Origin of the sequence: Micropruina sp., from assembly GCF_047602385.1 — a bacterium.
In the GTDB taxonomy this organism is placed as follows: domain Bacteria; phylum Actinomycetota; class Actinomycetes; order Propionibacteriales; family Propionibacteriaceae; genus Micropruina.
This window is the reverse complement of record NZ_JASGHL010000001.1, coordinates 866430-888450: the sequence shown is the minus strand read 5'-3', so window position 1 is coordinate 888450 and position 22021 is coordinate 866430. Positions and strand designations below refer to the sequence as shown.

Below are 22021 nucleotides of genomic sequence, written 5' to 3'. Positions count from 1 at the left end.
GCGCTGTCCTACACTCGACGAGGTCGTCCGCGCGAGCGGTGACCGAACGGGGCGTAGCGTAGTGGCTAGCGCGCCTGCTTTGGGAGCAGGAGATCGCAGGTTCGAGTCCTGTCGCCCCGACCATTTCCGCAACCCCGAATGCACTAGGCTTTACGCCTCCGCCACTAGGGCTTTCGTGTTCGGGTCGATGTGGTCACAACTGGCCAGATGTTGCCAGATTGGGGCCTAGTTAGGCCCCAGATAGCCCCCACGTTTCCGTTCTTGGGGCCTACGAGCGTCCGGGGCCGATGCGTCTGCTCCTTACGGGGGTAGGCGACCGGAGGAGAGTGGCAATGGAACGAGGGCGGCGCACGTTCGGGACGATCGAACGCCGGCGCGGAGCTTTCAGAGCCCGGTACTTCGGCCCGGACCGGGTCCGCTATGAGGCGCCGCGTGCCTTCACCGCACGTCTTGATGCCGAGCACTGGCTGGCGGAAACCCAACGCGAGATCTCCCGAGGGAACTGGAAGCCCCCGCAGCCCGTCCAACCTGGTGGTGCCGACCTGGAGACCCTGGCCGGCTACGCCCGACACTGCCTGGCCGAGCGTGATCTGACACCGCGAACCCGCGAAGAGTACGACAAGCTGTTAGAGAACCTGATCCTGCCCACGCTGGGCAAGCTGCAGCTAGGGCGCATCCAGCCTGACCGTGTCCGGCGGTGGTACTCGACCGTGCTGTCCGGAGATCGACCAACTCAACGCAAGCACGCGTACGCGCTGTTGCGATCGATCTTGCGGGAGGCTGAGGACGAAGGCCTGATCGATCGCAACCCATGTCGAGTGCGCAACGCCGGCCGGGTGAAAAGGACTCGGGACATCGAGCCGGCGACACCTGATGAGTTGGAGCGGGTGCTTGAGCTGCCTCTACGGCAGGCCTTGCCGGTGCTGCTGGCGGGATGGTGCGGGCTGCGGGCGGGTGAGGTGCGTGCACTGCGCCGTCGCGACCTTGACCTCGGCAAGGGTGTCGTCAGGGTGCGGCAGGCGGTGACCCGCACCAAGGGACAGATTCATGTGGGTCAGCCCAAGACCCCGGCGTCGGTTCGCGAGGTGGGTATTCCACCGCACCTACTGCCATACCTTGAGAAGCACATTCGGACTCTGCCGATGACAGGTCGCGAAGGCTTCCTCTTCCCCGGGCGGAATGGAACCTCACCGATGTCCGAGAAGGCGCTGCGATACGCGTACCACCAGGCTCGTACAGCCATGGGCCGTCCGGACCTGACCTTTCACGACATGCGCCACAGCGCAGCTTCCCTAGCTGGGATGACCGGGGCCACGACGGCCGAACTCAAGGCCATGATGGGACACTCCACAGCGAGCATGGTCGAGCGCTATCAACACGCGACCCAGGCGGCTCGCGCCCGGCTTGCCCGAAACATGAGCAAACTCGCAACAGATGCGCGGAGTCAACGGAAGCGCAGCCGAAACCGCTAGCCGCAGGGGTTGCCGGGCTCCGCCGACTCTTGGCGTGCGGATCGCCCCACGCTGGTGCGCTTCTCCCTGCAGGAGTCTCCGCGGGATCGGCATCGGCCTGCTCCGAGTTGGTCGGTTGGGTGCGCGATGCACCACGATCGCAGTTCCGTCCGGGCTATCTCAAGCGGGCTGCATACGGAAGTAAAGGAGGACGGACATGGCACAGCAGTACGAGACGCTCACGCAGGCCGCCGAGCGGACCGGTATCAGCCAGCGAACCTTGCGTCGGCGGATCGCCGCTGGCGACCTGCCTGCCTTCGTATCTGGCCGCCGGATCCTGAGAGTCCGCCCGCAGGATGTTGATGAGCTGCTTCGACCGCTGTTCACGTGCGGTCGTACGGCATAGATGAAGCGTGCGCCCGCCAATGTCAACCCGCTCATGTCCGCGGCGCTGCTGAACAAGCCGGCGGAGGTTCCCGCATGGGCGGAGGAAGATCGAGGCCGAGTGTCACGAAGTTGGCGTGACCGGGAATATGGATTCGGGGCATCTTCGAGCCGGTCCATGAGTGCGGAGATCATCGTAGATCGGCGGCAATGCGCCAACGGGGCGCTCCCTGGTTCACGAGGACGTTGGCCGACAGTCTCGTGCACCTTGTGCGCGCCTTTCTCTGCCGTGCACGCGACGGCGCCACTGCCGTAGTCTTCCGTGCTGACGGTGACCTTGGCCGCATCGCTCGGGGCCTAGCGAGTGTCGGCTGGCATGGGCTATGGGGACCGAGGGTGCACGGACGGCCAGTAGAGATCCCATCTGAGTGCGTGGTCGGGTTCGTCTACGAACCAGGCAAGGGTGCCGGCGCCAAGATCCTTCAAGCGCCGGCGAGCAGGCGCGGCTCCCCGCGATTGGAACGCGGTCAGAAACCGGCAGTCGTCTGTGTCGATTCCTTGTCCTTCCGCCCAGGTCAGCAGATCTCGGCGCCGGCTGTCGGTGATCGGTCCATCGCTTGCCACAGCCTCAATGATCCAGAACTCCACAGGGTCGGCGCCCAAGTCTGCGATGAGGGCATCAGGCAGGATGTTGTTTACGTCGAGTGAGAGCCCAATGGACGTGAGCACGGCGTGATCGCTTACAAGAAGCTTCGCCCCAGGCTCGCTGATGGTTAGGACTACAGGCTGCTGTAGAGCTCGGGGTGCCCAAACCTCCACCACATTCTTGATGATGAGCGAAGAAAGACCCGGTTCGAGAGTCCGGACTGTGCCATCAGGGAGTACGACCTGAACCGCCTGACGGGCCTTGTGAAGAAGGTGGGCTTGCTGTGCTCTGAGTCGCTGGCCTGGAGCCATATGCCTCGCGATCCAGGCATCAACGGCTGTGTTCAGGGCATCACCTTGCAGCCCAGGGTCGAATAAATCAGCGAAGTGCTGCTCGAGTGCCCAGGTCGGTTTGCTTGAGGAGGTTGGCAGACCGGCCAGGCGTCGCATTGCTCCGAGCTCGTTCCATTTCTTAAAGGTCTCGTCGCGAAGTGTCTCTCGGCTGGTGTCTCGATACTTGGGCTCATGATGCTCGCCCCACTCAGTGAGCAGAGACTGGAGCGCAGCCTGCCCCTTCAATGCAGACCTGCGCCACGCCGCCCGGTCGGCATCGGTCGTGTGAAATGCGAGAACCGATTCCTGTTGCCACAGCACGGTGGTAGGTCGCGCCCAGACTGTGGGTGCTTCGTCGTCGACGACCGCCCCGGCATATATCAGCGCGGAGATTGCCCATCCTGCCTGAGCGCTGGACAGAACCGTGTCGAAAGCGGAACGTGGAAACAATGCAGCAAGTCGGCGCTCGGCCTCGGCTGGATCGATGAGAGGTCTCATCGCACGGAGCCTCTGTAGTGGTCGGCAACCGCCCGCTCGAGATCGTGTCCGTTCAACTTCTCCCATCGAGCCAGCGTGTCGGTATCAGGCAGTGGTAGTGATTCGAGCTCGAACGCGGATAGCGCGACTGACCCGGAAATGCATCGCGCGACGGCATCCATGGTCTTTGTGGCGAGTAGATCGGCCAAGAGGCGCTGGGAGATCATCGGCCGGCCTGCCGGACGTAGAACGTTGACGTGGTTCTCGATCACTACCCTGCCGCCCCAAGCCTTCAACGTGGGCTCGTCAAGGTTTGCAGACACCAGGCGTCTCTGCTGTTCAGGTGCGGTGGTGCGCTGAACCAGGATGGCGGGCTCCGCGAGTGCCAAAACTCGCTGGTCGCTTTGGGAATTTAGGCGAATGGTGCGCAGGTTCTGGCGGAGCTCGGTGGGTTTGACTACACCACTGACGAGATCTGAGGCCCAAACAACCGGAACACCGCCGTCGGGGGCCAAATCTTCTTTTCGTCGATTCCAGACAAGGGGCCCTGTCGATGCTCGCCATCCGGCATCGCGAATCGTCAGAGGCATGCTTCGTGCTGAGACGGCGATAGCGGCTAGGTCGGAGCGCCGTGGAATGAGCCAGGGCTTGGCACCCAACGGTGTGTCGACGGTGGCTATTTCGGTCCGGCTGAAGCCAAGGCTGGCAACCGTGGTGCGTCGGGTTCGCCTGCGACCGAAGACGGCAAGGCAGGTTTCTTGCAGCACGGAGGTAAATACTCCGGAGCGTTCCTCAACGAATGTCACAGACTGCAGCCTGAGACGGGAGGAGAGCCGGCCACGCAAGGGCGCAAAGTATCGCCCTGACGTGAAAGAGGTTGGGACGAGAGCACCCATCACGCCCGCGGGGTCCAGCTGATCGTCGGCGGCTGCCATGAATATCCCGTAGAGGTTGGCGTGACCGTAAAGGACATCGCTGAACCGTTCGCGATCTGCCTCGCTCAATCGGACCCGGCCATACGGTGGGTTCATCACGATCGCGCTGGCCGGGGAGCTTGGCGTCGCTAGGCCATCACCAGTTCGGGCCAGCGCAGGGATCGGACGTCGGTTAGCTTGAGGAACCTTCGCCAGTAGCGGCATGAGCTCGGCTGCCATGACCACGTTCGCGACCCACACTGCCGCGGGGTCTGTGTCAACTCCTTCAATCAAGCTGGGCAGGCCGGCCAGAACCATCCGCGGATCGACGTCGCGGCTCCCGTGCAGATGTTCCCGCAAGGCAGGGAGCAGCAGCGCGCCGGCGCCGCAGGCAGGGTCTCGCACAAGGCCACCCAAGGGTTGAGGTGCGCGGCCATGGCCGAGCGCAGTACGCGTCATCCGCCACAATTGATCCGCCAAGTGCCAGGGCGTGTAGTGCCGTCCATGCCTTGCCCTTGTGGCCGGAGATAGCGCGGAGACGTATGCCTGCCCGACCTCCTCGGCAGTCATCGGCCCCCACTTCTCTTCAAGTGGGGGAAGGTGGGGGATCGGCGCTGGTGGCAGAGAGTCGATCGCCTGTGCGACATCCACCCACTTCCCAGTCAGTCCGTACCGTGCAGCACGGGCCGACCACCAGGCCGGGATCGCCGCGATCACCGCCGTAGCCGTCGGAGTCAACTCCGCGGCGGGATCTGCGGACGCAATCTCACGTCGCGATCCCCGTGGACCGAGTTCACGGGCGTGAATCGGATCGGCTGTGGGGACCATGGTCTGAACATAGCTTGTGCTGCCCCCATTCATGTGAACGCTCGGCGGGGAGCTTTTGAAGGTCGCGCTAGGTCGGTCGGCAAGGTCGCATCATGGGTCTGCTTCACTCGTGGGACCAGGTCGTCGCGCCCCGCCCGAGCTGGGCGCGAGCCGCCCGTGCCCGTCGGGGGCATGCCCGACAGCTCGAAGGCTGTCCCTCGGACTGGCGGTGGCGACGGAGTGCGCTGCTAATATCGAACATGTATTCGATTCAAGGAGGTGTGCAGTGTCGCCTGTTTCAAGGACTGCGCCCGAGGGTCCGACCGTTGCCGCCCGCAGGCTGCCGTCGCTGACTGAGCGATCGCGCTGGGAGGTTGTCTACGGCTGCGAAGCAACGGGCTGGGCAGTGATCGGCTGGGTCGAGGAACGAGCGCTTGGCCGTGCCAAGAGCAGGTTCTACTTCGCCACGGGTATTCATCCCGTCACAGGGAAGCACTACCGACTCGAAGGCAGCACAGACTTCGATGAGCGTGTGAACGTCGTAGGTGACTTCCATATCGATCCGATGACCAGTCGTCAGCACCTCGGCCTGGACGGCCGGTAGTCACTCCGGCTTCCGTGTTACGGAACCTAGCTGGGGCGCCGCTGCGCCTATGGAGCGAAGTGCGGTGTCGGTCGGTGCCCGCTGAGAGTCGCCGGCTCAGCCAGAGACAGAGAATCGCGTGAGAAGGCGCGGGTGGTCTCCCACGTTGGGGCGGGGCGCGACTCGGGACTCACGTGCTGGAGTTGCTCGTGGAGGTGCCAACTCTGATTCCTTGCTTCGACCACCGCGTGGGTTGCCTGCGTCGAGAGAGATGCCATTGGGGCAACGGTTGGTATTGAAGCTGGCGTCGGCAGCCAGTGCAGTCCAGTGAGTTGATCATTGAGGCTGAGGTATCCAGACGGTATGTCCCTTCTCTCAATCCACAGGCTGGGTTGGCCTTTGACCAGCGCGGCACAACGCTCGGTGTGGGCTTGCGCGGCCGCGTACGCGTGATTGAGGAGACGGCCGACGAGGCCGAGCCTTTGGGCAGGCTCGTGCGTCAGGTGGGCGGGGGTGCTGGCGAGCTGCTCTGGCTGCAGGATGCTGGCGAGTGTCGAGCGTAGCTGTCGGGAGATCATCCTGAGTTCCGAGCTGCGTCCGCCAAGGCGAAGCGACTGCGGCCAGTCGGCGGCCTGCACCCATAGTTGAGCGGCGACCCTACTCGGAGGGGCAGCCGTTGGATTGAGTGCGGACTCAATACGGGCGGCGGCGGTGGAGATCAGCGCGATGTCTATCGCCACGGTCTGGATGGCGAGGCTGGTCACTGCCGTGTCGCTGCTGATGGTGCGCGTGGCGCTGAGCCGCCATGCGCTGGCAACGCCATCGACTGTTGGTTCGCCGACGCACGGAGGCTTCCAGTGGTGCAGGTAGCTGTCGCCTCTCGCGACTGCGTCGTGGGTGGCGAACTGCGCAATCCTGGCCAAGTCTCGAGCGAGGCGAGCCGTGCCCGGCGCGTCGGGCGCGCGGGTTCTGAGTGACAGGTTTGCGAGCCGGGCCAAGACTGACTTGATGTCATCCGCGACGGCCTGGCCCGCGCGGTCGACGACAGGCAGGTCGGGGCGTGGTGCCGTGCCGAGTAGGTCAGCGAGCACACCCAACGTTTCGGCGACCTCGCTCAGTTGTCGGTGGCGGGAGAGGGGAGGAGGTAGTGGGAGGCCGCCGCCACGCCTTGCCCGGTCGTGCGAGAGCGGCTTCAGCTCGACCTCGCTCGCCGGCGTGCGAAGGTGACCGAAGCACCGAAGAGCAGCATCAGCCACCGGTGCCCACGCCCGGGCAAGCTCATGCCACGCCGGATCCGGTCCGTGGCAGCTCTGGGCGTAGGAGTCGCTCTGGCGCTGAAGGCGGTGGAGGAGATCCGCCACGGTGCCAGTCATCGATGTGAGGTTCGAGCCAGCTCCGACAGCCGCGTGCCGAGACGGGTCAGGAAAGGGTCCTCGTCGCGCTGTAGCTCATCGGCAGCCTGGTGGATGAGGGCGCGGTGGTCGGTGTCCAGGCTGGACATGGGGGAGTTGAGTGCGCCCTCCTCCAGTTGGCCTTCGAGTTCGACTAGTCGACTCGCCGCGAGCAGTGCTCGGTCCGAGCGTGCTGCGTGGCGCAAGCACTCCCGCCGAAGCTGCGCGATCTTCCCGGCCATCGCCAGATGGTCTGTCTGGAACACGGCTATCCCTTCCACGTGGTCACTGCTTCCCTATGCGTCCTGCAGCGATGTACCTGGACGCGCTTACGCGGGCGACGTGGGGACATCGGTTTGCGTCGGCAGGGGACATCGGCCATGGGGTCCCCGCGCCGGACCGCTAGCGGCCGATCTAGGTCCTGTGGCGACGCCGGGTTGGCGGACATGGGGGACATGTCCATGGCAAGGGGTTACACGGAATCTGTGGACAACTTCTTGCTCCGTCGTCGCAGTTCTGGGGACATCTGCGGTGACACCTGATCAGTGGGCTTTCGTGAGCTGAACAGCTACGAAAGGACGGCCCCGACATGAGCGTGCAAGACGCACTCGGTATCAGCCCAGACGCGGTTGACCGGATCATCCGAGACCGCTGGCCCGCATGGGCAGCGGCCCATCCGAAGCTCCCCTCCCAGGTCGACTCGTGTGCACAACTCCATCGATGGATCCGATCCAGCGCCTCCTGCGACGCCGATGATGTGTTGCGGATCATGGCGATGAGGGCGCACATTGATGACTACGACGATCGGGACGCAGCCGCAGTTCTTGCGTTCGTCATGCTTCCGGCCGCCGCACTGATTGCTCACAAGCTGCGTTCGATGGACCGCGAAATCGACGCCCATGTAGCAGCGCACCTGTGGATCCAGGCAAGGACGACGCCCTGGCGATCCCGTGGACGAATCGCCATCGGCCTGCGCTGGCGGGTCTGGCGCTACGTCGTCCAAGAGCTGTCACCGCCCGAGGGCATCGACGGTGTAGTGCCAGACATCGCCAGCCTGGTGAGGCCGCAGTCGGACGATCAGCGCTGCCCGGACGACGAAATCTCGGACCTCGTCACCGTCGCGCGTCGCAGTGGTGATCTGACAAACGACGACATCCTGCTCCTGATGGCCGTCCTGGACGCTTCCTCGGCAGCGGTTCCGGACAAGGCGCGGGGTGCGGCGCTCCTCGGCGATCGGGTGTCGGATGCGGTCGCGCCTCTGCACGGCACGAGCCCACGCAGCGTTCGACGGCGAACCCGGTCATGCATCGAGACGCTCCGCAGACTCGCCTCCGCCTGAGGCCGACGACTGTCGATAAAGTGGCGGTATCAGTTTGTGAGATCCACGGCGAGTCGACTTGACAAGCATATTGTCGACGGAACCTAGTCCAAGGTGGTTGCGCTCCGTGAGGCTCGCTTGAAGAGCGAGCAAGGACCTCGGCGGTGACCGCCCCAATCAGGAGGCAGCCGATGTTGATGCCATCCACGCAGCGCGGCAGGCGAGGGTCGCCCGCCAGGCTGCGCCGCCCATCCCTGCTGCAGACGCTGTCCGGATCTCGTGGGCCGACGTCCATAAGGCACTGAGGAGGCAAAGTGGGCGTTCACCGACGGATCATTTGCGCGGCACTCGCCCTGTGCGTCTGCCTGGCCTCCGGATGCTCGCCGACACCCTCGCCCTCGAGTGGTCCCACAGCCTCTGGCTCAGGGTCGGAGACCACCAACCCAGGTGCATCCACGCCCGCTCCCAGTCCGTCGTCCACCTTGAGCGCGAATCAAGTCGCTGCGGTCGCCGCGCTGAATGGATACACGCGCGTCTCCAACGAGATCGGCGCAGATCCGTCCAAGTTCTCCGCAGCGGAAATGACGAAGACCCTCAGTAGGTACGTCGGCGGAGACATGCTGGAGGCGAGCACGAGCGATTTCATGCGCTTGAGGGGCCAGCGGTACCGCGTGCTGGGGCTGATCAGGCTCAAGTCCACCGAGGTTGGCCGGGAGCACGACACCGGGGATTCGCGGGGCATCGAGGTGGTTGTGACGGCTTGTCAGGATCAGACCGAGGTTCGAGTGGTGGATAGGACCGGCAATGTCGTCGAGGCGGAACAGCGCGGCATCCCGGACTTCCTCCTGCGTCAGTACACCGTCCTGAAGCCTGAAGGGACGACCCAGTGGCGGATCTATGGAATGGAGACCGTCAAGGGGGCGTGCGGATGATTGTGTTCCGCAGGGGCGCACTGGCTGGCGTCCTATGTGCCTCCCTCGCCTTGGGGATGCCCACGGCGGCTCGTGCGGATGACAACACGGGCTGCGGGCAACGTACGGAGGCCTGCAAGATCGTGGTGAAGATCAAGAAGATCGTCGGCGGCTCTAGCAAGCCGGCCAAGAAGGTCGAGGGCGGCGGGTCGGAGAAGTCGTCGTTGCCGACCTGTGAGGATCTGAATCGTCGCGGGGGTTTGACCGCGCCGCCGCCTGGTGCGGATCGTGCTGAGTGGGTCCAGGTTTCATGCATTGAGGGCGGGCTCCCTATCACCCTTTGGGCGCGGCGGACCCAGGCCCAGGTGGATCCCAGTCAGATTGCTCAAACGTTGCTTGCCCGGCTGCAGCTCCGGCGCATCTCAATCGGGATGACGCCGAAAGGGCCGGATGCGATGGCGCTGGTGGGCCTTCCGGTGTGGCTTTGGGTGGCCGACCCGACGCGGACAAGCTGGGGGCCGGCCACGATCTCTGCGGGCGGAGTCACATTGACTGCCCGTGTCGACTCCGTGACCTGGTCGCTGGGAGACGGGACCGTGTTGTCGTGTGGCAAGGGATCGGTGTGGAAGCGAGGGATGGGCGCCAAGCCGTCTCCAACGTGCGGCCATACCTACACCAGGCGGGGTGTTTACCCGGTGTCTGCCACGACGCATTGGGTGGCGCGATGGTCAGGACATGGCCAGGCCGGGACTGTCCGGCTTGATCTGGTCAGTTCGCGGCGGTTGGAAGTCGGCGAGGTTCAGGTGAATGGGACCGGCGGATGAAGCACGCAGTAGGTGAAGGGCGGGTCATGAGCACGATGACCGAAACGACAGATCAGTCGACGAACACGACCCCGCCGGCCGTCGTGGCCGGCGCAGTGAAGCTCCGACGGCGACCACTGCTCATGGTCGTGGCAGCGGCCCTGATCGTGGCTGGCGGCGGGCTCGGTGCGCTGCTGTGGTCGTCGGCCACCACGAATGCCGAGGTGGTCATAGTGCGGGCCAGCGTTGAACGTGGCGAGGTCATTGCCGCGGAGGATCTGGCGACAGTGCGGGTCACGCTGGATCCCGCGCTCCAAACGGTGCCGGGCAGTGGACTGCCCGACGTCGTGGGCAAGCGGGCGGCCGCCGACCTAAGTGTCGGCACGCTCCTTGCGCCAAGCCAAGTCACCGACATGGTTGTGCCGGCGACAGGCGAGTCGATGGTGGGCATCGCGGTCGCACCGGGCCTGCTGCCGTCGGAGCCTCTTCGACCTGGTGACGCGGTCCGTTTGGTCCAGACACCCGGTGCGGGTGGCGAGGTCACGGGCAAGGCGGCGCCGTTCGCGATCGACGCCACCGTTGTCAGCGTGACTCAAGGCGATGCCCAGACGATCGTGAATGTCGTGCTGCCGTCGACGAAGGCGCCGGATCTCGCAGCTCGTGCCGCGACCGGAAAGATCGCCGTCGTCCTCGACTCGCGGGTGCGTTGAGGGAGGCCACCGATGGCACTGATCAGTCTCGTTTCAGCAGCGGGATCCCCCGGGGTCACGGCGACCGCTTTGGGTCTGGCGCTGACGTGGCCGCGCCCGGTGTTGCTGGTCGAGGCGGATCCCACCGGCGGGTCGGGAATCCTGGCTGGCTACTTCCGCGGCTTGCGCGATCACCCGGGTCTGGTGGATCTCGTGATGGCGGACCGCAGCGGTCTGCTCGCCGACACATTGCCGCGGATCCTGTTACGAGTCGACGGGACTGATGTGTCGATCCTGGTGGGATCCAAGTCACATGATCAGGCGCCCGGTCTGAGCCGGTTGTGGGAGCCACTGATGGGCCTGCTGCTGGAGTTGAGCGCATCCGGTCAGGACGTCGTCGTGGACGCCGGTCGTCTCGGGCTGGTGTCTTGGCCGCGTCCACTGGTGGCGCACAGCGATCTAACCCTGTTGGTGAGCCGCTCGAATCTGGTGAGCCTGGTGGCCGCCCGCTCATGGGCCGCGACGCTTGCTGACGATGTACTGCCTGGCCATGAGGTTCGGCTACTGCTGGTTGGGGAGCGCCGCTGCTACAGCGCTGGTGAGGCATCCCGGACGCTCGGTGTACCGATGCTGGCTTCGGTTGATTGGGATCCGGCCCGGGCGTCGGTGTTCAGCGAGGGTGCTGAGAAGCCACGGCCACGTTTCGGCGGGGAGTCGGCGGCGGATCGTGCCTTCAACCACTCCGGGTACATGGCCAGTCTCCGGGCCGTTGGCGAAGCCATCCGCAAGGTCACAACCCGCTCCAAGAGGGACGCCGTGCTGCAAGGAATGATCGCGACGCGGACCGGAAGGGGAATCTCATGACCGACAGCGATCGTCGCGGGGACCCCCTCGACCTGCCGATCTTCGGCTCTCCCGCTGTAGCGCCGGATGCGGCCGGGCGACTGCGATCAAGCTTCCAGTTCGATCCCGACACGGCCGTCGCTGACAGAGTCGCCCATCCTGTCCAGCCGCCCTCTCCTCGCAGCTCAGCAGTCTTGACCAAGCCGGCCACCCTGGTGCGGACAGGCCCGGAGACGGTGGGTGTTGACTGGCAGCTTGTCGCGAGGATGCGCGTCGAGGTGGCTCGGCGGCTGGCGGATCAAATGGGTGATGCCCGGTGGTCGGCGGCCGATCAGGAGTCGGAGGGCTGGGCCATTATCCGCCGGCTGCTGGAGGAGCAGGCCGCTGACGCCTTGGCCAAGTCGGCTCAGCCTCGCGGTTTGGCCGAGCAGGAGGTACTGGGCAAGGCGGTGTTCGACGCGCTGTTCGCGCTCGGCCGGCTGCAGCCCCTGATCGACCACGACCAGATCGAGAACATCCTGATTAGCGGCTGCGACAAAGTGATCGTGGAATACGCTGATGGCACTTTGGAGCGGATGAGTCCGGTCGCGGACAGCGACGAGGAACTGGCCGAGTTCCTGGCATTCTTGGCGGCGCGGGCGGATAATCCGCGCTCGTTCACGATGTCACAGCCATCGTTGCATCTCACGCTCCCGGACGGTTCTCGGTTGGCAGCTGCCCGCGACACAGCCGGCATTTCGGTGGTGATCCGCCGGCATCGCGTTCGCCAGGTCACGCTGAACGACCTAGTCACGTGGGGCACCTTGTCACCCACGATGGCCTCATTCCTCAGGGCTGCCGTTCGTGCCCGACTCTCCATCGTGATCAGTGGAGCCCAAGGCGCAGGAAAGACCACCCTGCTTCGGGCTCTCTGTGCCGAGATTGATCCATGGGAGGTACTGGGGACCTTCGAATCCGAATACGAGCTCTTTCTTCACGAGATGCCACAGCACCACATGGTTTTTGCTTGGGAGTCGAGGGAGGGGTCAGGGGAGTGGGGACCGAGTGGCAAGCTGGCCGGATCTCGCTGCATGGCTGAGCAGATCATCGACAGCTTCCGGTTCCGGCTGGATCGCCAGATTGTCGGTGAGGTTCGCGGAAGCGAAGTCTGGAGTGTCGTCAAGCTGATGGAGTCCGGTTCGGGGTCGATCAGCACCACTCACGCCGCGAATGCTCATCGTGCCATCAGCAAGCTGATCACCTGCGCGATGGAGGCTCAGGTAGGTCACGAACTGGCCGCCGCCAAGCTCGGCGAAACCATCGATCTGGTGGTGCACCTTGCCTGCGTTGTGGTTCCCGGTGGCAGGCACGGGGCGCCGCGAAAGCACCGGTATGTGGAGGAGATCCTGCATGTTTCTCCGGGGGAACAGCCCCGCGGTTATGCGATCAACACCGTATTCGCACCCGTATCCGGGCATTGTGCGGTTGCTCGTACGCGCCCCGATGAGTTGATGGGCAGGCTTGTCGAGAGCGGGTTTGACGCGGCCCTGTTTGAGGCCGAGTTGGCGGGGGCCGCGGCATGAGTCCGGCTACTCTGTTCGCCGCAGTCGCCGGAGTCCTGGTTACCGGCGGGATCCTGCTGGGCGTCTGGGCGTGGCAACCGCGCCCAGAGCGGCCCGCCCGGCCCCCTCGCCAGGGTCGGCTGTCGAGATGGTGGCAGGTGTCTCGTGCGCGGCGGCTGACGATCCTGGCCGCTGCGCTGGTGGGACTCCTGGTCGCGCTGACAACCGGCTGGATGGTTGCTGTGGTGGCCTTACCTGCTGCAGCGCTGGGGCTACCCACGATCCTGATGGCTTCCGGGGAGGGTCGGTCGCTGGCTCGACTCGGGGCGATCGCGGACTGGACGCGGAACCTGGCAGGCATTATCACGGCTGGTCAGAAGCTGGAGGGTGCGATCACCGCGAGCGTGCGATCCACGCCGGAGGAGATCCGGCCTGAGGTGGGCCGCTTGGCCGCACGGCTGCGGGCACGGTGGTCGACGGAGTCCGCGTTGCGTGCCTTCGCAGACGACTTGCACGATGTCACCGGCGACCTGGTGGCGTCGGCGCTGATCCTGGCCTCGGCGAAGCGAGGCGATGGGCTGTCGCTCATCCTGACCGGACTGGGCGAGTCTGTTTCGGACGCGGTCCGGACGCGGCGGCAACTGGAGGCGGATCGGGCCAAGCCTCGTGCCGCGGCCCGTGCGATCAGTCTGATCTCGGTTGTGGCGCTGGTGTTGCTGTCGCTGAGCGGTGAGTACCTCGCACCTTATGGAACCTCTGCTGGCCAACTCGTTCTGGCCGCCCTGCTGTCCCTCTACGCGGCGAATTTGGCCTGGCTGCGCCGGATGTCTCGTCCCGATCGGGGTCATCGCCTGCTGGGTGCGGAAGCTCGAGCAGGGGCTGGGTCATGACCGCGCTGCAGCTGTGGATGGTGGCCGGCGTGCTGGCGACGGCAGGTGTGGCCTGCCTGGTGTGGTACCTGGCCCCAGCCGAACCAGACTTGGCTGATGTCATGGGCAGGCTGTCACCGCGACGCCCGATGGCTCTCGAACGGCGCACTGATCGCAATGTGCTGAGCCTCATCGAGCGGGTCGGCTTGTGGATCGTCGAGCGTGCCCCAACCGGCTGGCTTAAGGTTTCGGAACAAGACCTGGCCCTGCTGGGTCGCCCGATCCACGTGTTCTACGCGGAAAAGCTGTTGATCGTCGCAGCTGCCGTGGTTGCGATCCCGTTGGCGACATCGACGCTGCTGCTGGTCGGGGTGCCCGTGTATGTCCCGGTCGTGCTCACTTCCGTGGCGGGCTGTCTCGCCTGGTTCTGGCCGAACCAGACTCTAAGAGACAACGCGGCAGCGGCCCGCGCAGAGTTCACTGCCGCCCTGGGGAGCTACGTCGATCTAGTGGCACTGGAGCGCAAGTCGGGCGGTTCCGGCATCCGTCAGGCGCTGGAGGATGCGGCCCGCGTCGGTGATTCGTGGCCATTCCGGCGGATCGCGGACGCGTTGACCCGGAGTCGGCTCGCGGGTGTCGGCGCCTGGGACGCGCTGAGCGAACTGGCCACCGAACTCAACCTCCCTGACTTGGACGAGGTCGCCGACCTGATGCGCCTTGCCGGAGAAGAGAGCACACAGGTCTACGACTCGCTCCGCACCCGATCACGTGAACTGCGCGCCGCGCAACTCACCAGCGAACTGGCCAAGGCCAACGCCGCCGACGAGCGGATGGCGTTCCCGATAGTGGCCATGACGGTGACCTTCACGGTGATCGTCATAGCCCCTGCACTGTTCCGGCTGGTCACCGGATAGCTCGACAGGCGGAATGGAAAGCGCTCAGAGGAGGAAAGACAATGATTGAGTACATCACCGCATGGATCGTCACGCACATCCCTAAGGCCCGCGATGAGCGGGGCCTCTCCCAGTCCACGGAAAACGCCCTGCTCGTGGTAGGAGTCGTCGCCGTCGTCGGCACTCTCATTACCCTGGTCACCATCTTCATCAAGGCCAAGATCGACGCCGGGCTGAAGTAGCGAACAGATGGTGACGCCTGTGCAGCGGTCCCCTTCTCCGACGCGAGCCGAGAGGCCCGTCGGGGAACGACCATCGCGGGGCGAGCGTGGCGTGGCGTCGGTGCAGATGGCGTTCATCTTCCCCGTGCTGCTCGGCGTGATCTGGTCAGCGATGAGCATCGGCCTCTACGTGTATGGGCGCGCCATCGCACTGAACTCTGCGGCAGCTGGGGCATCCGCGGCGGCAATGAGAAATGGGACCGTCGGAGACTGCAGTGCCGTGGCCCACCGCCTGAGGGACAAGCTGGGCGACGCACTCACCCAGGTAACGGTCACCTGCACCCGTAATGCCACGACCGCCACGGCGACCGTTACGGGCCACAGCCTGAGCCTGGTGCCTGGCTGGTCACCCCTGGTGAGCCAGACCGCCTCCGCACCGGTGGAGAGGCTGACATGAACAGCACAAAGGGCCGGGACGAGCGAGGCTTGGCAGCCTCGGTCGAGTTGGCATGCTACGCCCCACTACTAGTCCTGTTCATCGCGGCGATCATCGTGGCCGGCCGGATCGTGCTTGCCCGCCAGTCAGTGGAGGCGGCAGCGGCAGACGCTGCACGGTCAGCCTCGATCGCCCGTGGCGCCGCCGAGGCGCGCACCGCTGCCACTCGGGCGGCGCTCACGAGCCTGGCCAACCAATCCCTGTCCTGTGAAGCCACCACGGTTGACGCCGACGTCACGGGCTTCTCTGTTCCGGTCGGAACCCGCGCAGCTGTTCACGTCCAGGTCACCTGTGACGTGCGCCTGGCGGACCTCTCCATGCCGGGCATTCCAGGCGGCCCCATCCGCGTCCAAGCACGGATGACCTCGCCCCTAGATACCTACCGGGAACGGCGATGAGCACCGACGTGGGCAACAGGCATTCTCGCGACGAGCGCGGACTGGCGGTCAGCGTGTGGGTGGCGCTCATCGTGCCGCTGGTGATGCTGTTCATGGGCATCGCTGTCGACCTGTCTGGACAGGTGGGGGCAATACGGGAAGCTGACGCGGTGGCCGCGCAGGCCGCTCGGGTTGCTGGTCAACAGATCGATGCCGATGCCTACATGGCTGACGGGCGCAAGGTGAGAGTGGATCCCGCCCGCGCCCGTGCAGCAGCTCGCCGATACATCGAAAGCAGCGGCATGACTGGCAACGTCCGCATCGAATCCACCAGCCGTCTGATGGTGACCACTACGGCCACTTACCGACCCCGATTCCTCTCCATTCTCGGCGTCGGGGGCTTGCAGGTGCACGGGGAAGCCTTCGTCACCATCATCCGGACCCTCGACGGGCAGGAGCGACGATGATCAACAGAGTGCGCGGGCTGCTCGCCGTGTTGGGACTAGCCGCAATCCTCGCTGGCCTACCGTGGCTGCTCCTCGCGGTCCATCACATCGGCTCCCCACGGCTCGGATGGACCCTGCAAGGACTCCGCGACGCTCTGCTCAGCCCCGACGACGGCACTCTGGCATTCACGCTCCTCAAGATCGTCGGCTGGATCGTCTGGGCGATCCTGACCGTCGCAATCGCAGTGGAACTGTGGGCCCAGCTCCGACGACATCCAGCACCCCGACTGCGCGGGCTGAGGCTGCCACAGCGCCTCGCCCGCCAGATGGTCGGGGCGGCCGTCGCACTCTTCGTCGCCGCCACCCCCCTCACCGCCGGCCCGCCAGGACTTGCGGGACCAGCAACACCTGCGCAGGTCCAGGAATCGGCATCGCACGGGCACCCCGGCATCCAGCGACACAATCAGCCCCACCTGGCCAGAGGGTCCGTCACGACCTACACGGTCAAGAAGGGGGACACGCTCAGTGCGATCGCCCTGGCGAAGACCGGACGGGCCGCCAACTACCCGAGGATCTTCGACGCATCCACCTCCATCCGCCAACCCGGCGGCCGCCAACTGACCGACCCGGACGAAATCGACATCGGCTGGACACTGAAGATTCCCAGGCTCGACAACAAGGGCAAGTCCCGCGACACCTCACAGCGACCGCACGACCCGAATCCGAAGGGTGACACGGCCGCTCCCGTCAAGACTCCGGCCCCGGCATCGCCCACCCCGTCACCGATCCATGCCACCCCCACCCCTGTCGGCACGACTCGTGCATCAGAGCCCAGCGTCGCTCCGCCAGCTGGCTCCACAACGTCCGCCAGCGACGCCTCCCCGGGCTGGCTGCTGACCGGGCTCGCCGGTGCGGGAGGGCTGCTTGCCGGGGCTGCCTGGTTGGCGATGCGTCGTCGACGCGCCAGCCAATTTCGCGCCCGCAGACCCGGTCGCGGCATCGTCCACCCCGAGCCGCGGCTAGCGCCGGTGGAGAAGACCGTGGCACGCGAAGGCGCACCCACCGCTGCCCTCGTGCTGTTCATCGACGAGGTACTGCGCCGATTGGCCAGCCACTTCACCGAATCAGGTGGCGAAGTACCCAGCTTGGTCGGAGTCGACGCAGCACCGGAACGACTCACCCTGCGATTCCGTCACGGCACTGATCTTCCGGAACCCTGCCTTTGCCTGGACGACGCCGACCGACAGATATGGCAGGTAGACCGTGACGCTGATCTTGCCCGGCTCGGGAACCTGGAGGCAGATGGGGCCGCACCGTGGCCACAGCTGGTCACCCTAGGTTCCGACGGCGTGGGTTGGCGACTGATCAACCTCGAGTCAGTAGGCGTCCTGAGCCTCACCGGAGATCCCCTCTACGTGGAGGACCTCGCGCGGTACCTGGTCAGCGAACTGGCCATTTCACCCTGGGCCCGCGATGTCGAAATCGACTGCCTCGCGGTGTGCAACGAACTACCCGGACTGGCGCCTGCCCGGATCCACTTCCATACGGAACCCGGCGCCATCGACAACGTCATCGCGGCCGCAGTGGCGACAGCCGACCGGCTCGCTGAGGCCTCCACAGACAACCTGGAAACCGCCAGGGTCAACTACGCCGGCGACGACCTATGGGACAGCCGCGTCCTCATAGTGGCCACCAGCGATAGCGAGCATCTCAACACCCTGAACCGCCTCGTGACCGACCAACTAGGCCGCACCGCCACCTCGGTGATTCTCGCAGCGCCCGACGCAAAGCCAGTCGGCCTGGAACTCCGCCTCACCGCCGAGGGCCGCCTCCAGGTACCTTCCCTGAAACTCGATCTCATCGCTAACGGACTGACACAGGCGGAGGCCCGAGGGTGTGTCGCCATCCTCACCGCCGGTGAGACGCAGGATGACGCCGACATCCCCGTTGCGACGGAAACCAGCGCCGGCCAGGAATGGGCCGGACTATGCAACCAAGCGGGTGCAATCCTCACCGAGCTGACGGTCCCACGTGGCAGCGCGGCCCCCGACAGCAGCAGCATCTTGCCAGCGGCCGATGAAACCTATCTGGCGGTCACCGCCAACACCGTCGACGACCTGGCAGCACTCGCTCCGCAGGTGCTGCCCCAGACCCGTGCCCGGATCGAGGCTGCCGATCCGAACCTCGACGCCGATCTGGACCAATGGTGGGCCGACTCCTGCGACCGGCCACGTCTGCGGACCCTCGGAACACTCAAAGTGAGACTTGGGCGCAGCGGCAACGCCGTCAAAGCGGCTTCCCGTATCGGCCTCTGCACCGAGATGGTTGCATACCTCCACAGCAGACCCAGGGGCGTAACCACCACCGAGGTAGCCGACGCACTAGGAGTCAGCATCGCCCGTGTCCGCAAGGATGCCTCCGTGGTCCGCGGCTGGCTCGGCATCAACCCCACCACCGGCGAACCGTTCCTCCCACCCGCCACCAAGAAGACATCCGACCAGGGAACCGGGCTCTACCTGATCGAAGATCTCCTCTGCGACGAAGACCTCTTCCGACGACTCCGAATGCGCGGTGAATCCCGAGGAGCAGACGGACTCGAAGACCTACGCCTCGCACTCCGACTCGTTGCCGGCACCCCCTACGACGGCATCCGTGCCAAGGGCGGAGCCTGGCTCGCCGAAAGCCGGATCGACCAACACCTACTCTGCGCCATCGTCGATGTCGCTCACACCGTGTCGACCATCACCCTCGAACAAGGCGACCTGCAACAGGCAAGGGCCGCGGCGGAGTTGGCCGCCCTGGCAGCACCCGACGAGGTAACCCCTCAGCTGGACCTTGCCGCGATCGCCAACCAGGAAGGAGACGCCGCAGCAGCAGCCAAGATCGCCCGAGCCGCAATCTCCGGCCGCGTTACCGGGGCGGAGCCAACCGACCCGCCAGACCGCGCAGAAGCCATCCTGCGCGCCCACCGCTGGTTGGAGCGGGCCTGCTAGATGTGCGGGACACTCCGGGGACTAAGTCCCACCAAGTACATCATCGATAAGCTGCAGACCACGGATTGCCCGCTCTAGCGAATCTTGCAATATTCCAGATTCTGATGGTGTGCGAATAACTCTGGCAAATTCGGACAGTTCGTCTCGATAGCCCGCGATCCACTCCGGCGAATGGATTGTGGAAGGACGCCAGACGCGTAGTTCCCGCCCCGTGGCAGTCGATGATTCAAACTCAACAGAAGCTAGGCCGTCGATCCCAATGCGTGCGCCGCTTGATCCCAGTGTCGACCCCTGCAATGCGAACCGCGGCGCGCCGTTTCCTGCGAGTAGGGTTACCTGACAGTTCCCGGAGCTAAGGAGTAGAGCCGCCGTTGCGATCCCCTCCACCTCAGAGACTGTTCCAGCGACGAGTTCGATGTCGAGCCCGAGCAAGAATAGGACGATATCTAGCGCGTGGGTTAGGTGGGAAAGCAGGAAAGACCGCCGGGGGTCACCCAAGGACCATCGATCTCCACGGGGCTTGCTCGCCAAGAAATTGATCGATAGCGCCACAGGTTCGCCGAAATCGGGACTTTGTATCCACTGTTTGGCGCGCCGTAGGGCCGGCGAGAATGAAAAGTTGTGCCCAACTCCGATCACTGATCCCCGAGTCGCCAGCTCATGGAAGGACTTCGCCACTGCCGATGACACGGCCAGTGGCTTCTCGAAGAACATGGGCATTCCATGGCGGGCGCACTCGGCGAGGACTTCGGAATTTACCTGCGGTGTCGCCGCAACGACTACGCCATCCAGACCAGGGTACAAGACTAGTCGATTAAGAGACCCGACAAACTCAATAGCCGGATAACTCTGGGCCAAGTCTCTCTCTAGTGGGGCATAGGCAGCGACAACGGTCCCAAGATCGGTGCCTGCAATAGCCGGAAGAATCGATTCTCGGACGTGTGGCCCGAACCCGACCAGCCCGATTCGTGCTGGTCGCGCGCGGTGTTGATGGTCTTCAAGTGGTCGTGATAAGTCGACTCTTGTTGGCACGGCTATCCCCCGGACGAGTCTTTCCCGCTGTCGATTCGATGCAGCTGCGACACCCAGTCATCGATTGTCGGGTAGATCTTTGGATCTAGGCCGAACGCTGGGCCCGTGAACTCGCCTGCAATGGGAACCGTCTTCGTATTGCCGCCATTTGCGCTAATCGTGCGGCGTCTCTGTGTCGTATATGTCGAGAGCAAGAGATGGTCTTCGTCGAAGCGGACTGAGCATATCCAGCGCAAATCTTCCACGGGGAATGTCTTGATGGTACCCTTTCCTCCTGCGGCCTCGTTGAGGTCTTCAGCACGCTTAGTCGTGTCTTCGATCTCGCGACGTTGCTCCGCTTCGGATTTGCCAGTTCTCGCGCGGATTACTTCAAGATTCGCTTCAAGTTTCTTCTTTAGCTCGGTGTTCTGAGTAGCTTCTGGAAGCATGGGGACAAATAGGCGGAGCGTGCCTCCACGTTTGAAGAAACTGATCCATGCCTGGGCGCGCGGAGTGTCAGCCCAGCCTTCCTGCAAGGAATCGTCAGGATGCTTGGCGGATTTTGACACAAAGAGTCCGTCCCAGCCGTGCACGTTTACTTCGATGCGATCCGAGCGGCGTATCGCGCGGTTCCAATTAAAGTCCTCGACGCGAGGGTATTCGTCGACATTGCGAACATAATTGGCCGCTATGAGGAATGCTACAATGGTCCAAACAGCAGTTGCGCTGAGGGAAATGGCAAACGCAGACCAGAATCCCCAAGAGCTCCCCTCGGGGTGCCCTGTGGCCCCAACATACCCTTCATATAATCGCCAGGCGCCGAGGCTAACTAGGACTCCGAGGAACGTGAGGCCAGCCAGCATTACCCAGTGTCGTTCAAGGAGGCCGTTGAGTCGCCTACCGAACTTGAGAAGTCTCCTATTCAACGCGCTATCTCATCGCGCGTTATGAGAGGTGTGGAGTGGGGTGTACCGGCTCTGCGACAACATTAATCCAGCGCTTTCCGTTTCTAGGGTCAACATTCTGCCATTCAACAATTGTGCTCAGTTTCGCCCGCTGCAGCATGGAATGCCATCCATCTAGCGTCCACCTGGTACGGAATCGCTTCGGGGCTCCGTCGTAATCGCGTTTCTCCTCGTAGCCCTCCACGGCCGCATCGTGGATTGTCGTGGCCAGATAGATAATGCCGGCTTCGGTGAGCAGTTTTTTCATGAATTGAACAATGGAGGTGGCTTCAGCACTGGGGAAGAGGTGTATGAAGGCCTTTGCGAAGACCAAATCGTACTTCGTGTCATCGTTCAGAACTCGAATATCGGTACATTGGAGGTGACTCATGGGGGAATTCTGAGCGGAGATTCGCAGCATTTCTGGGGAAATGTCGACGCCAGTGGTTCGACTTCCCCTGTCGTGGAACATCTGGAGGTTAACCCCTGCCCCGCAGCCGACGTCCAACACACTGGGAGGGCGCGGAGCGCGCCAGCGCCAGATCCCGAGCACCCGATTCACAATGGGCAGGTCATTTCGTGCATCGCTCGCTGCGCGAGAGCCGTACTGACGTGCAACCAGCTCGTACGCGTGCCGGTTGACCTCGACGATCTGTGCTCCCGCGGTTGACACCATTCCCA

General features: G+C 64.4%; 23 protein-coding genes and 1 tRNA gene. 17 read left to right on the top strand and 7 right to left on the bottom strand.

Annotated elements, in window-relative coordinates:
• The first annotated feature begins 47 nt into the window (after positions 1-47).
• The 3 genes from QM711_RS04145 (at position 48) to QM711_RS04135 (ending at position 1857) form a co-directional block, all read left to right on the top strand.
• Positions 48-123 (top strand) — tRNA-Pro (locus tag QM711_RS04145).
• Between the two features lie 209 nt (positions 124-332).
• Entirely contained in the window at positions 333-1472 is a 1140-nt protein-coding gene (locus tag QM711_RS04140) for a tyrosine-type recombinase/integrase (RefSeq protein WP_415096524.1), read from the top strand.
• 196 nt (positions 1473-1668) lie between these two features.
• A complete protein-coding gene (locus QM711_RS04135) occupies positions 1669-1857 on the top strand; it encodes a helix-turn-helix transcriptional regulator (protein ID WP_415096522.1) in 189 nt (62 codons plus the stop codon).
• 359 nt (positions 1858-2216) lie between these two features.
• On the opposite strand, the gene QM711_RS04130 is transcribed toward QM711_RS04135, so the two are convergent.
• Together QM711_RS04130 and QM711_RS04125 are read right to left on the bottom strand one after the other, a co-directional pair.
• Complete coding sequence (locus QM711_RS04130) at positions 2217-3311, bottom strand: BsuBI/PstI family type II restriction endonuclease (RefSeq protein WP_415096520.1); 1095 nt, start codon at positions 3309-3311, stop codon at positions 2217-2219.
• Positions 3308-4774 (bottom strand): Eco57I restriction-modification methylase domain-containing protein, encoded by a 1467-nt coding sequence (locus QM711_RS04125; RefSeq protein ID WP_415096518.1) that lies wholly within the window; start codon positions 4772-4774, stop codon positions 3308-3310. The genes QM711_RS04130 and QM711_RS04125 overlap by 4 nt, the downstream gene beginning before the upstream one ends.
• Before the next feature lie 523 nt (positions 4775-5297).
• On the opposite strand from QM711_RS04125, the gene QM711_RS04120 reads away from it, so the two are divergent.
• Positions 5298-5615, top strand: a complete 318-nt coding sequence (locus tag QM711_RS04120; RefSeq protein WP_415096516.1) for a hypothetical protein — start codon at positions 5298-5300, stop codon at positions 5613-5615.
• Between the two features lie 47 nt (positions 5616-5662).
• Here QM711_RS04120 and QM711_RS04115 read toward each other — a convergent pair whose 3' ends face one another.
• Together QM711_RS04115 and QM711_RS04110 are read right to left on the bottom strand one after the other, a co-directional pair.
• Positions 5663-6967, bottom strand: a complete 1305-nt coding sequence (locus QM711_RS04115) for a hypothetical protein (RefSeq protein WP_415096514.1) — start codon at positions 6965-6967, stop codon at positions 5663-5665.
• A complete protein-coding gene (locus tag QM711_RS04110) occupies positions 6964-7251 on the bottom strand; it encodes a hypothetical protein (RefSeq protein ID WP_415096512.1) in 288 nt (95 codons plus the stop codon). The genes QM711_RS04115 and QM711_RS04110 overlap by 4 nt, the downstream gene beginning before the upstream one ends.
• A 323-nt stretch (positions 7252-7574) precedes the next feature.
• Here QM711_RS04110 and QM711_RS04105 point away from each other — a divergent pair, with 323 nt between their 5' ends.
• The 13 genes from QM711_RS04105 (at position 7575) to QM711_RS04045 (ending at position 19385) form a co-directional block, all read left to right on the top strand.
• Entirely contained in the window at positions 7575-8324 is a 750-nt protein-coding gene (locus tag QM711_RS04105; protein WP_415096510.1) for a hypothetical protein, read from the top strand.
• Positions 8325-8884: 560 nt separating this feature from the next.
• Positions 8885-9235 carry a hypothetical protein gene (locus tag QM711_RS04100; protein WP_415096508.1) on the top strand — a complete coding sequence of 117 codons (351 nt, stop codon included), beginning with the start codon at positions 8885-8887 and terminating at the stop codon, positions 9233-9235.
• A 125-nt stretch (positions 9236-9360) separates the two neighbouring features.
• Positions 9361-10038: a hypothetical protein gene (locus QM711_RS04095; RefSeq protein WP_415096506.1), complete on the top strand. Its 678-nt coding sequence runs from the start codon at positions 9361-9363 to the stop codon at positions 10036-10038.
• A gap of 26 nt (positions 10039-10064) precedes the next feature.
• Positions 10065-10727: an SAF domain-containing protein gene (locus tag QM711_RS04090; RefSeq protein ID WP_415096504.1), complete on the top strand. Its 663-nt coding sequence runs from the start codon at positions 10065-10067 to the stop codon at positions 10725-10727.
• A 12-nt stretch (positions 10728-10739) separates the two neighbouring features.
• Positions 10740-11570, top strand: coding sequence for a hypothetical protein (locus QM711_RS04085; RefSeq protein WP_415096502.1), 831 nt, complete (start codon positions 10740-10742; stop codon positions 11568-11570).
• On the top strand, positions 11567-13111 hold the full coding sequence (locus QM711_RS04080; RefSeq protein WP_415096500.1) for a CpaF family protein: 1545 nt from the start codon (positions 11567-11569) through the stop codon (positions 13109-13111). The genes QM711_RS04085 and QM711_RS04080 overlap by 4 nt, the downstream gene beginning before the upstream one ends.
• A gap of 137 nt (positions 13112-13248) precedes the next feature.
• On the top strand, positions 13249-13980 hold the full coding sequence (locus tag QM711_RS04075; protein ID WP_415096498.1) for a type II secretion system F family protein: 732 nt from the start codon (positions 13249-13251) through the stop codon (positions 13978-13980).
• The gene (locus tag QM711_RS04070) at positions 13977-14873 is read left to right on the top strand and encodes a type II secretion system F family protein (protein WP_415096496.1); all 897 of its coding nucleotides are present in this window, start codon (positions 13977-13979) and stop codon (positions 14871-14873) included. Before QM711_RS04075 ends, QM711_RS04070 begins: the two co-directional genes overlap by 4 nt.
• A gap of 41 nt (positions 14874-14914) precedes the next feature.
• Positions 14915-15094, top strand: coding sequence for a hypothetical protein (locus tag QM711_RS04065; protein ID WP_415096494.1), 180 nt, complete (start codon positions 14915-14917; stop codon positions 15092-15094).
• 91 nt (positions 15095-15185) lie between these two features.
• Positions 15186-15530, top strand: a complete 345-nt coding sequence (locus tag QM711_RS04060) for a TadE/TadG family type IV pilus assembly protein (RefSeq protein WP_415096492.1) — start codon at positions 15186-15188, stop codon at positions 15528-15530.
• Complete coding sequence (locus QM711_RS04055; RefSeq protein WP_415096490.1) at positions 15527-15967, top strand: TadE/TadG family type IV pilus assembly protein; 441 nt, start codon at positions 15527-15529, stop codon at positions 15965-15967. The genes QM711_RS04060 and QM711_RS04055 overlap by 4 nt, the downstream gene beginning before the upstream one ends.
• A complete protein-coding gene (locus QM711_RS04050; RefSeq protein ID WP_415096488.1) occupies positions 15964-16413 on the top strand; it encodes a pilus assembly protein in 450 nt (149 codons plus the stop codon). Before QM711_RS04055 ends, QM711_RS04050 begins: the two co-directional genes overlap by 4 nt.
• Positions 16410-19385, top strand: a complete 2976-nt coding sequence (locus tag QM711_RS04045) for a LysM peptidoglycan-binding domain-containing protein (protein WP_415096486.1) — start codon at positions 16410-16412, stop codon at positions 19383-19385. The genes QM711_RS04050 and QM711_RS04045 overlap by 4 nt, the downstream gene beginning before the upstream one ends.
• A gap of 21 nt (positions 19386-19406) precedes the next feature.
• Here QM711_RS04045 and QM711_RS04040 read toward each other — a convergent pair whose 3' ends face one another.
• The 3 genes from QM711_RS04040 to QM711_RS04030 form a co-directional block, all read right to left on the bottom strand.
• Entirely contained in the window at positions 19407-20417 is a 1011-nt protein-coding gene (locus QM711_RS04040) for a Gfo/Idh/MocA family protein (RefSeq protein ID WP_415096484.1), read from the bottom strand.
• Positions 20418-20419: 2 nt separating this feature from the next.
• Positions 20420-20989, bottom strand: coding sequence for a hypothetical protein (locus QM711_RS04035; protein ID WP_415096482.1), 570 nt, complete (start codon positions 20987-20989; stop codon positions 20420-20422).
• 352 nt (positions 20990-21341) lie between these two features.
• A complete protein-coding gene (locus tag QM711_RS04030; protein ID WP_415096480.1) occupies positions 21342-22016 on the bottom strand; it encodes a class I SAM-dependent methyltransferase in 675 nt (224 codons plus the stop codon).
• Positions 22017-22021: the final 5 nt, after the last annotated feature.